Consider the following 10029-nt stretch of genomic DNA (forward strand, 5'->3'; position numbering starts at 1 on the left):
TGTCGGCCGCCCCGCACTGTCGGTGCGGCCCACTAGGCTCTTGCCTGCACCCAACAGCAGATCGAGGAGGCGCCGCTCCATGTCGTCCACTGACTCGTTCGTTCATCTGCACGTCCACACGGAGTACTCCATGCTGGACGGCGCGGCGCGACTCAAGCAGATGTTCAAACAGGTCGGCGACCTGGGCATGCCGGCGATCGCGATCACCGACCACGGCAACATGCACGGCGCCTACGACTTCTACAAGCAGGCCACCGCCGCCGACATCACGCCGATCATCGGCATCGAGGCGTACGTGGCGCCGGAGCTGCGCCACAACAAGAAGCCCGTGCTGTGGGGCGAGCCCCACCAGAAGAGGGACGACGTCTCCGCGGGTGGCTACTACACCCACATGACGATCTGGGCGCGCAACAAGACCGGCCTGCACAACCTGATGAAGCTGTCCTCGCGCGCCTACACCGAGGGCTTCGTGCGCAAGTGGGCCCGGATGGACGCCGAGATCCTCGCCGAGCACGCCGACGGGCTGATGGCCACCACCGGCTGCCCGTCGGGCGAGGTGCAGACCCGGCTGCGGCTCGGGCAGTACGACGAGGCGCTCAAGGCCGCGGCGAAGTTCCAGGAGATCTTCGGCAAGGACAACTTCTACCTGGAGATCATGGACCACGGGCTCGACATCGAGCGCCGCGTCCGCGACGGGCTGACCAGGATCAGCAAGGAGCTGGCCATCCCGCCGCTGGTCACCAACGACTCGCACTACACCTACGAGTCCGACGCCTCCTCCCACGACGCCCTGCTGTGCATCCAGACCGGCAAGCAGCTGTCCGACCCCGACCGCTTCCGCTTCGACGGGTCCGGCTACTACATCAAGACCGCCGACGAGATGCGCGCGGTCGACTCCTCCGACCTGTGGGCCGAGGGCTGCCGCAACACGCTGCTGGTGGCCGAGAAGGTCGACACGAGCGGGTTCTTCCAGTTCAAGAACTTGATGCCGACCTACCCCATCCCCGATGGCATGACCGAGCTGGACTACTTCCGCAAGGTCGTCTGGGAGGGCATGGACCGCCGCTGGCCGGAGGGCTTCGACGAGCAGCACCGCAAGCAGTGCGAGTACGAGATCGGGATCATCGAGCAGATGGGCTTCCCGAGCTACTTCCTCGTGGTCGCCGACTTCATCATGTGGGCCAAGGAGAACGGCATCCCCGTCGGCCCCGGCCGAGGCTCGGCCGCGGGCTCGCTGGTGGCCTACGCGATGGGCATCACCGACCTCGACCCGCTGCCCCACGGCCTGATCTTCGAGCGGTTCCTCAACCCCGAGCGCGTGTCCATGCCCGACGTCGACATCGACTTCGACGAGCGCAGGCGGGCCGACGTGATCCGCTACGTGACCGAGAAGTGGGGCGCCGACAAGGTCGCCATGATCGCCACGTTCGGCACCATCAAGGCCAAGGCCGCCATCAAGGACGCCGGCCGCGTCCTGGGCTATCCCTACGCGCTCGGCGACCGGGTCTCCAAGGCGTTCCCGCCCGCCGTGATGGGCAAGGACATCCCGCTGTCGGGCATCTTCGACAAGGACCACCCCCGCTACAACGAGGCGGGCGAGCTGCGCAAGCTCTACGAGGAGGACGTCGACGTCAAGTCGACGATGGACCTCGGGCGCGGCCTGGAGGGCCTGATCAGGCAGACCGGCGTGCACGCCGCCGGCGTGATCATGTCCAGCGAGGTGATCACCGACCACATCCCGGTCATGCGCCGCGACTCCGACGGCGCGATCATCACGCAGTTCGACTACCCGACCTGCGAGACGCTCGGCCTGCTGAAGATGGACTTCCTGGGCCTGCGCAACCTCACCATCATGGACGACTGCCTCAAGATGATCGAGGCCAGTTCCGGCGAGAAGATCGACCTGCTGAAGCTGCCGCTCGACGACCGCAAGTCCTACGAGCTGCTCAGCCGCGGTGACACGCTCGGCGTCTTCCAGCTCGACGGCGGCGGCATGCGCTCGCTGCTGCGCCTCATGCGCCCCGACAACTTCGAGGACATCTCCGCCGCTCTCGCGCTGTACCGTCCCGGCCCGATGGGCGCCAACTCCCACACCAACTACGCGCTGCGCAAGAACGCCCAGCAGGAGATCACGCCGATCCACCCCGAGCTGGAGGAGCCGCTCAGGGACATCCTCGACACGACCTACGGCCTGATCGTCTATCAGGAGCAGGTCATGGCCATCGCGCAGAAGGTGGCCGGGTTCTCGCTCGGCAGCGCCGACCTGCTGCGCCGCGCGATGGGCAAGAAGAAGAAGTCCGAGCTGGACAAGCAGTACGAGTTCTACGAGAAGGGCATGCAGGACAACGGCTTCTCCGCCGCGTCGATCAAGGCCCTGTGGGACATCCTGCTGCCGTTCTCCGACTACGCCTTCAACAAGGCGCACACCGCGGCCTACGGCCTGATCGCTTACTGGACCGCCTACCTGAAGGCCAACCACCCCGCCGCCTACATGGCCGCGCTGCTGTCCAGCGTGAAGGACGACAAGGACAAGTCGGCCCTCTACCTGAACGAGTGCCGCCGGATGGGCATCAAGGTCTACCCGCCGGACGTCAACGACTCCGACTTCGACTTCACCCCGCGCGGCACCGACATCCGCTTCGGGCTGTCGGCCGTCCGCAACGTGGGCGGCAACGTCGTCGACGGGATCCTCAAGGCGCGCAAGGAGAAGGGTCGCTTCGTCGACTTCAAGGACTTCCTGCGCAAGGTGCCCGCCATCGTCTGCAACAAGCGCGTCATCGAGTCGCTGATCAAGGCCGGCGGCTTCGACTCGCTGGGTCACGTCCGCAAGGGCCTGGTCATGGTGCACGAGCAGGCCGTCGACGCGATCATCGACATCAAGAAGAACGAGGCCATCGGGCAGGACTCGCTGTTCGGCGCTGTCGAGGGCGAGGAGGACCAGACCTTCGACGTGCAGATCCCGGTCGGCGAGTGGGACAAGAACACCCTGCTCCAGTTCGAGCGGGAGATGCTCGGCCTGTACGTCTCCGACCACCCGCTGTTCGGCGTGGAGCACATCCTGTCCGCCGGGGCCGACTGCTCCATCGCCGCGCTGCAGGACGACAGCCGCACCGACGGGCAGATCGTCACGGTCGGCGGCATCCTGTCGGGCGTGCAGCGCAAGGTCACCAAGAAGGGCGACACCTGGGTGCTCACCCAGCTGGAGGACCTCGAAGGCTCCATCGAGGTGATGATCTTCCCGTCGGCCTACCAGCTGTGCTCGACGATCCTGGCCGAGGACGCGATCGTCTTCGTCAAGGGCCGCATCGACAAGCGGGAGGACGTGGGGAAGATCATCGCGATGGAGGTGACCGCGCCCGACCTCTCCCAGGAGGCGGGCGGTCCGCTCGTCGTCAGCCTCCCGATGACGCGGTGCACGCCGCCGGTGGTCACCCGCCTCAAGGAGATCCTCACCACCCATCCCGGCACGTCCGAGGTCCACCTGCAGGTGCACAGCGGGCCGAAGACCACCGTCATGCGCGTCGAGGACCGCTACCGCGTCACGCCGTCACCTGCCCTCATGGGCGACCTGAAGCAACTCCTCGGCCCGGCCTGCCTGGGCGGCTAGCGTCCTGTTCCGGTACGGCGGGCCGCTCGCCCGCCGTACCGGAGATCGGGGAGTTAGCCTCGGGGCGTTGGATCACTGACCCCCGATGGAGGGTGAACTGGACATGTCATCATTCACGAGTCACACGCTGGACGTTCCGGGCGCGCGTCTGCAGTACGACGTGCGGGGCTCGGGGCCGGTGCTGATGCTGATCGGCCATCCGATGGCCGCCGACGGGTTCGCTCCCCTCGGTGAGGTGATGGCCGAGGATCACACGGTCGTGACGTACGACCCCCGGGGCTTCGGCCGCAGCACGATCGACGACCGCGGTCAGGACGCCGAGCCCGACATGCTGGCCGACGACGTCCGCCGGGTGCTCGAGGCGGTCGGCGGGGGACCGGCGGACGTGTTCGGCAGCAGCGGCGGCGCCGTCAGCGGGCTTGCGCTGGCCACCCTGTTCCCCGGCCACGTGCGCACCCTGGTCGCCCACGAACCGCCCCTCGCCCTGCTCCTGCCCGATCCCGACCAGGCGCGCGCCGGGGTCACCGAGATCTACGACACCTACCGCACCGCCGGCATCGGCGCCGCGTGGCAGAAGTTCTTCACCTTCACCGGCATCAGCATGCCGCCCCAGGGCGAGGACGCCGCACCCCGGCCGCCGGCGGCCGAGATGCTGGCGACCAGCGAACGCTTCTTCGGCCACAGCGTGCTGCCCATCACCCTCTACGAGCCCGACGTCGAAGCCCTCCGCTCGGGCCCGGTCCGCGTCGTCCCCGCCGGCGGCACGACCTCCAAGGGCGAGTTCGCCCAGCGCACCGCCGCCGCCCTCGCCGAGCGCCTCGGCACCCCGCTGGCCGACTTCCCCGGCGACCACGGCGGCTTCCTCCACCAGGCCAAGGACTTCGCCACCACCCTCAGGTCCGTCCTCTCCTAACGCTCCTTTCCTGTACGGCAGGCCACCCCACCGCCACCCGCCGCACTTCGGTCGCCGACCTCCAGGGAGACGCCCGCTGACCGGATGACGGTCGCCCGCCGTAACGACGCACGGAAAGCACGGGAGCGGCCCCACGATCCCGCGTCCCGCAACAGCGGTGACCTCATGCGCGGGTGGCAGCGTGCGGGGTGCGCGCGCGACGGGCTACCGGGCGGGTGCGATCGCGGGCGGACGAGGTGACCCTGGGCCAAGAGGCGGGTGGCAGTGACGTGCAGCGGGCGGCGTCGGGCAGGGCGTGTGGGGATGCCCGGGGTTCATTCGATGTTTGTTAAGAAGGGTTCCTAACTTTCTTGACATGGGTTTGGCGGGTTTGCCACGATGCCGGTGAAGCGGCTTGGCGCGGCCCCCGGGTGAAAGCCCGGCGGGTGACGTGCTCAGCGAGAGATCTGCTGTCCCGGCCGCAGTAAGGGTGTGCGACGGCCGCCAGCCGCCGCGCGCCGAGCCAGTGTGCCCGGATCTCTCACCCCCTTGGAGTTCTGCCATGTCCAGAGCCCGCTTAGCCCTGGCCGCCTGTCTGTCCCTGGTCGCCTCCCTGCTCGTAGTGGCCGTCGCCACATCCGCGGGTGCCGCCGAGACCCTGCTGTCTCAGGGCAAGCCCGCCGCCTCCTCCTCGAAGGAGTCCTCCTCCTACACCGCCGCCAAGGCGTTCGACGGTGACCCCACCGGCACGCGGTGGGCCTCGCAGGAGGGCCACGACCCCGAGTGGCTGAGGGTCGACCTCGGCTCGTCGCAGCAGATCACGCACGTCAAGCTGTTCTGGGAGGACGCGTACGGCAAGTCGTACAAGATCCAGACCAGCGACGACGCCTCCACCTGGGCCACCGTCTACTCGACGACCGCGGGTGACGGCGGCCTCGACGATCTCCAAATTACCGGCGCCGGGCGATATGTCCGGATGTATGGGAGCAAGCGGGGCACGAGCTACGGCTACTCCCTCTACGAGATGCAGGTATTCGGCGGCGGCACCACCCCCACGGACCCGCCGACCACGCCCACGCCCACCCCGGGCGGCAGCTTCACCGTGGCCGCGGCGGGCGACATCGCCGAGCAGTGCACCAGCAGTGACAGCGGATGCATGCACCCGAAGACCGCCACCCTGGTCCAGAACATGAACCCGCAGTTCGTCATCACGATGGGCGACAACCAGTACGACGACGCCCGCCTGTCGGACTTCCAGAATTACTACGCCAAGAGCTGGGGCGCCTTCAAGGCCAAGACCCACCCGGCCCCCGGCAACCACGAGACCTATGACCCGGCCGGATCCGAGGCCGGTTACAAGTCCTACTTCGGCAGCATCGCCTTCCCGCAGGGCAAGAGCTACTACAGCTACGACCAGGGCAACTGGCACTTCATCGCGCTCGACTCCAACAGCTTCGACCAGTCGGCCCAGCTCACCTGGCTCAAGGCGGACCTGGCGGCCACCACCAAGGGCTGCATCGCCGCCTACTGGCACCACCCGCTGTTCAGCTCGGGTGAGCACGGCAACAACCCGGCCAGCAAGCCCGCCTGGCAGGCGCTCCAGGACGCGCACGCCGACCTGGTGCTCACCGGGCACGACCACATCTACGAGCGCTTCGCTCCGCAGAGCGCCGGTGCTCAGGCGGACCCCAACGGCCTGGTCGAGGTCGTGGGCGGGATGGGCGGCGCCTCGCCGTACAAGATCGAGAACGTGCAGCCGAACAGCCAGAAGCGCCTGACCGACACCTTCGGGGTGCTGAAGCTGACCTTCACCGACAGCACGTACGGCTGGCAGTTGATCGGCGTCGACGGCCAGGTCAAGGACACCAGCCCCACCTACACCTGCCACTGAGAGCACGACATGCGCAAGATCTTCATCGCCGTGCTGCTGGCCATGAGCGCCGGCTGTGGCGTGCAAGCCGCGAATGCCGACAACCCCTACGGCATCTCGGGATATCTGGATAAGTCATCGCAGACGCCCATCGCCAAGGAGGAGGCGCTCAAGCACCCCGAGCGCCTGATCAAGGTCGCCGACAGCCTCAAGGTCAGGGTGGTCAACGACCGGCTGCCGCTCTACCTGGACCAGGGCGCGTTCTGGCCGTCGGACGAGAACCCGCAGTGGCGCATCAGCTGCAACGAGTGGGAGAAGGACCACCCGGGCCTGCTGCGCGTTGACCTGCGGACCGGCAAGGCCGAGACGATCGTCACCGGCACCGAGTCCTGCGACCCGGTCCGCCGCACCCCCTGGGGCACGATCGTCTTCGGCGAGGAGAACGGCGGCGGCAAGCAGGGAGGCAGGCTCTACGAGCTGATCGATCCCCTGCACACCACGGGTGTCAAGCTCGACAGGAAGACCGGCCGCTTCTCCCAGGGCACCGGCGCCGCCAACCTGACCACCAGGCCGCTGCTCGGACGGCTGTCGTGGGAGGGCATGGTCGTGCTGCCCAGCGGCGTCGTCTACTACACCGACGAGAGCCGCCCGGAGAAGGGCAACCCGGGCGGCGCGTTCTTCAAGTTCGTCCCGGCCCAGCCGCCCAACGGCGAGATCTCCGCCCTCAGGGACTCGCCGCTGACCCACGGCAAGCTGTACGGCCTGCGGATCGGCAAGCACGAGGGCGGCAGGGACTACGGCCAGGGCACCCAATGGGGCCAGGGCTCCTGGATCCCTGTCGAGGACAGGTCGGATCCCGACCTCACCAAGGCCACCGCGACCCAGCACCTGACCGGCTACTACCGACCGGAGGACATGGACCTGGACCGCAAGGCGCTGGCCGAGGGCAAGGTCAGGATCTGCTCGGACGAGACGGGCAACGAGGACGAGGCGCAGTCGTGGGGCGACACGATCTGCCTCGCCGACGGCACCGTCGACCAGCCCACGGCCGGCGTCCCGCAGGTGCAGCCGTTCATCCTGGGCAGCCCGGCGCTCAACATGCCCGACAACATCGCCTACCAGCCGGGCCGCGGTAACTGGATCGTCCACGAGGATGGCGACACCGACAGCGACCTGCAGGGCTTCCACGGCAACGACCTGTGGTCGTGCAGGCCCGACGGTCCCGACGACGACCTGCAGTCCGACGGCTGCGTCCGCATCGCCACGCTGAACGACGGCAGCCCGACCGGCGGCGAGTTCGACGCCTCGGGCAGGCACTTCTACGTCGTCGTCCAGTGGAGCAGCACCGGCTACGGCGTGCTGCTCGACATCACCGGCTGGAGATAGATGTACATCTCCATCCGGGAATCGCGGCTGGTCCGCTCCGTCCCGGCCAACGTGCTCGCGCTCGGGGCGGTCAGCCTGGTCACCGACGTGTCGTCGGAGATGATCACCGCGGTGCTGCCGCTGTACCTGGTCGGCACGCTGGGGCTGAGCCTGCTGCAGTTCGGCGTGCTCGACGGCCTGTACTTCGGCGTGACGGCGCTGGTACGGCTGGCCGGAGGGCACGCCGCCGACCGGTTCAGGCGGCGCAAGCTGGTGGCCGGGCTCGGCTACGGGCTGTCGGCGGTGTGCAAGCTCGGCCTGCTGGCGACCACCTCGGTGCCGCTGCTCGGCGCCGTGATCGCGGCCGACAGGACGGGCAAGGGGCTGCGCACCGCGCCCAGGGACGCGCTGATCACGCTGAGCGCCCCCGCCGACCGGCTCGGCGGGGCGTTCGGCGTGCACAGGGCGATGGACACGGTCGGCGCGTTCCTCGGCCCGCTGGCCGCCTTCGGGGTGCTGTCGGTCACCGCCGGCGCCTACGACGCGGTGTTCGTGACCAGCTTCTGCGTGGCGGTGCTCGGCGTGCTGCTGCTGGTGCTGTACGTGCGCGACCACCGGGGTCCCGTGACCGCGGGCGTCTCGCTGCGGGCGGCGCTGCTGCGCGAGGCCGCCTTCCGCCGCATCTGCCTGGTCGCGGTGACGCTCGGCCTGGTCACGGTCAGCGACTCGTTCGTCTACCTGCTGCTGCAGAAGCGGCTCGCGCTCGCGCCCGAGCTGTTCCCGCTGTTGCCGCTCGGCACCGCGGGCGCCTACCTGCTGCTCGCCGTCCCCTTCGGCAAGCTCGCCGACCGGTACGGCAGGGCCGCGGTGTTCACCGGCGGCCACGTCGCCCTGCTGGCCGCCTACCTGCTGCTGATGGGACCCGGCTGGCTGGTCCCCGTGCTGGCGCTGCACGGCGTGTTCTACGCGGCGACCGACGGGGTGCTGATGGCGCTGGCCGGGCCGCTGCTGCCCGAGGGGGTGCGGGCAAGCGGGCTGGCGCTGCTGCAGACCGGCCAGGCCACCGCCCGCATGGTGTCGTCCATCCTGTTCGGCGCCCTGTGGACCGCGCTGGAGGCGGGGCCTGGCCTGGCGGTGATGGCGGCAGGGCTCGCGCTGTCGATCGTGGTGGCCTGGCGGGTGCTGCGCCGATGAAGCGACTGATCGTGCTGATCGTGGCCGTGGTCGTGCTGGCCGGCGGGGCGGTGGGCTACGCCACGTGGGCGGCCTCCAGGAAGACGGTCGCCGCGGTGCCAGGGTTCGACGCCGGGGTGCCGGGGCGGCTGCTGTTCCGCAGCGGCGGGCGGATCGCGGCGGTGCCTCTGACGGACCCGGGCGCCGCGCCCGCGGTGAGCGGGACGTCGTGCGACCGCTTCTACACGGCGGCGGGGACGACGCTGTGCCTGGTCACCCGGCCCGGCACGCTGCCCAAGACCGACGCGGTCGTCCTGGACCGGAGGCTGCGCGAGACCCGCAGGGTCAAGCTGGCCGGGATCCCCAGCCGGGCCAGGGTGTCGGCCAGCGGCCGGATGGCGTCGTGGACGGTCTTCGTCACCGGCGACTCCTACAGCAGCGGCGGCTTCTCCACCTGGACCGGGATCCTCGACACCCGGACCGGCTACGCGGTCACCAACATCGAGGACATCCCGCTCTACCTGGACGGCAAGCGCTACCACTCGCCCGACGTCAACTACTGGGGCGTCACGTTCGCCGCCGACGACAACACCTTCTACGCCACGGTCTCGACCAAGGGCAGGACCTACCTCGTCCAGGGCGACTTCGCCGCGTGGAAGGCCAGGACGCTGCGGCAGAACGCGGAATGCCCGTCGCTGTCGCCCGACGGCACCCGCCTGGTGTTCAAGAAACGGGTCGAGCCAGGCCCGTGGCGCCTGCACGCGCTCGACCTCCGCTCGATGAAGGAGACCCCGCTGGCCGAGACCGCCAGTGTCGACGACCAGGCCGCCTGGCTCGACGCGAACACCGTCATGTACGCCAAGGACGGCGGGATCTGGAAGGTCCCGGCAGACGGGACCGGGAAACCCCAGCTCGTGGCGGGGAACGCCTCCTCGCCCGCGGCCGTCCGTTAACGCGGGCGCCTGCCGTATGTAGAGACATATTTCCGTACGTATACCGATATCGATACGGATGTTCTTTCAGCGAGTCCGGATCTAGTGTCAAGCCGCCATCCCCCCGTACGAAAGGACCTGGCGTGAGACGCAGATCCGTTCTCGCGGCAGCCGCCGGACTGGCCGTCAC

General features: G+C 68.9%; 6 protein-coding genes. All 6 read left to right on the top strand.

What is annotated here, in order from left to right; genetic code table 11:
- The first annotated feature begins 79 nt into the window (after positions 1 to 79).
- The 6 genes from dnaE to KIK09_RS56405 all read left to right on the top strand — a co-directional run bounded on the left by dnaE (position 80) and on the right by KIK09_RS56405 (position 9860).
- Positions 80 to 3607: a DNA polymerase III subunit alpha gene (gene dnaE, locus KIK09_RS56380; RefSeq protein ID WP_214327813.1), complete on the top strand. Its 3528-nt coding sequence runs from the start codon at positions 80 to 82 to the stop codon at positions 3605 to 3607.
- Positions 3608 to 3710: 103 nt separating this feature from the next.
- On the top strand, positions 3711 to 4520 hold the full coding sequence (locus tag KIK09_RS56385; protein WP_214327814.1) for an alpha/beta fold hydrolase: 810 nt from the start codon (positions 3711 to 3713) through the stop codon (positions 4518 to 4520).
- A gap of 541 nt (positions 4521 to 5061) precedes the next feature.
- On the top strand, positions 5062 to 6390 hold the full coding sequence (locus KIK09_RS56390) for a discoidin domain-containing protein (RefSeq protein ID WP_214327815.1): 1329 nt from the start codon (positions 5062 to 5064) through the stop codon (positions 6388 to 6390).
- A 9-nt stretch (positions 6391 to 6399) separates the two neighbouring features.
- Positions 6400 to 7755 carry an alkaline phosphatase PhoX gene (locus KIK09_RS56395; RefSeq protein ID WP_214327816.1) on the top strand — a complete coding sequence of 452 codons (1356 nt, stop codon included), beginning with the start codon at positions 6400 to 6402 and terminating at the stop codon, positions 7753 to 7755.
- Entirely contained in the window at positions 7756 to 8928 is a 1173-nt protein-coding gene (locus tag KIK09_RS56400; RefSeq protein ID WP_214327817.1) for an MFS transporter, read from the top strand.
- Entirely contained in the window at positions 8925 to 9860 is a 936-nt protein-coding gene (locus KIK09_RS56405; protein WP_214327818.1) for a TolB-like translocation protein, read from the top strand. Before KIK09_RS56400 ends, KIK09_RS56405 begins: the two co-directional genes overlap by 4 nt.
- Positions 9861 to 10029: the final 169 nt, after the last annotated feature.

Source organism: Nonomuraea sediminis, from assembly GCF_018531495.1.
In the GTDB taxonomy this organism is placed as follows: domain Bacteria; phylum Actinomycetota; class Actinomycetes; order Streptosporangiales; family Streptosporangiaceae; genus Nonomuraea; species Nonomuraea sediminis.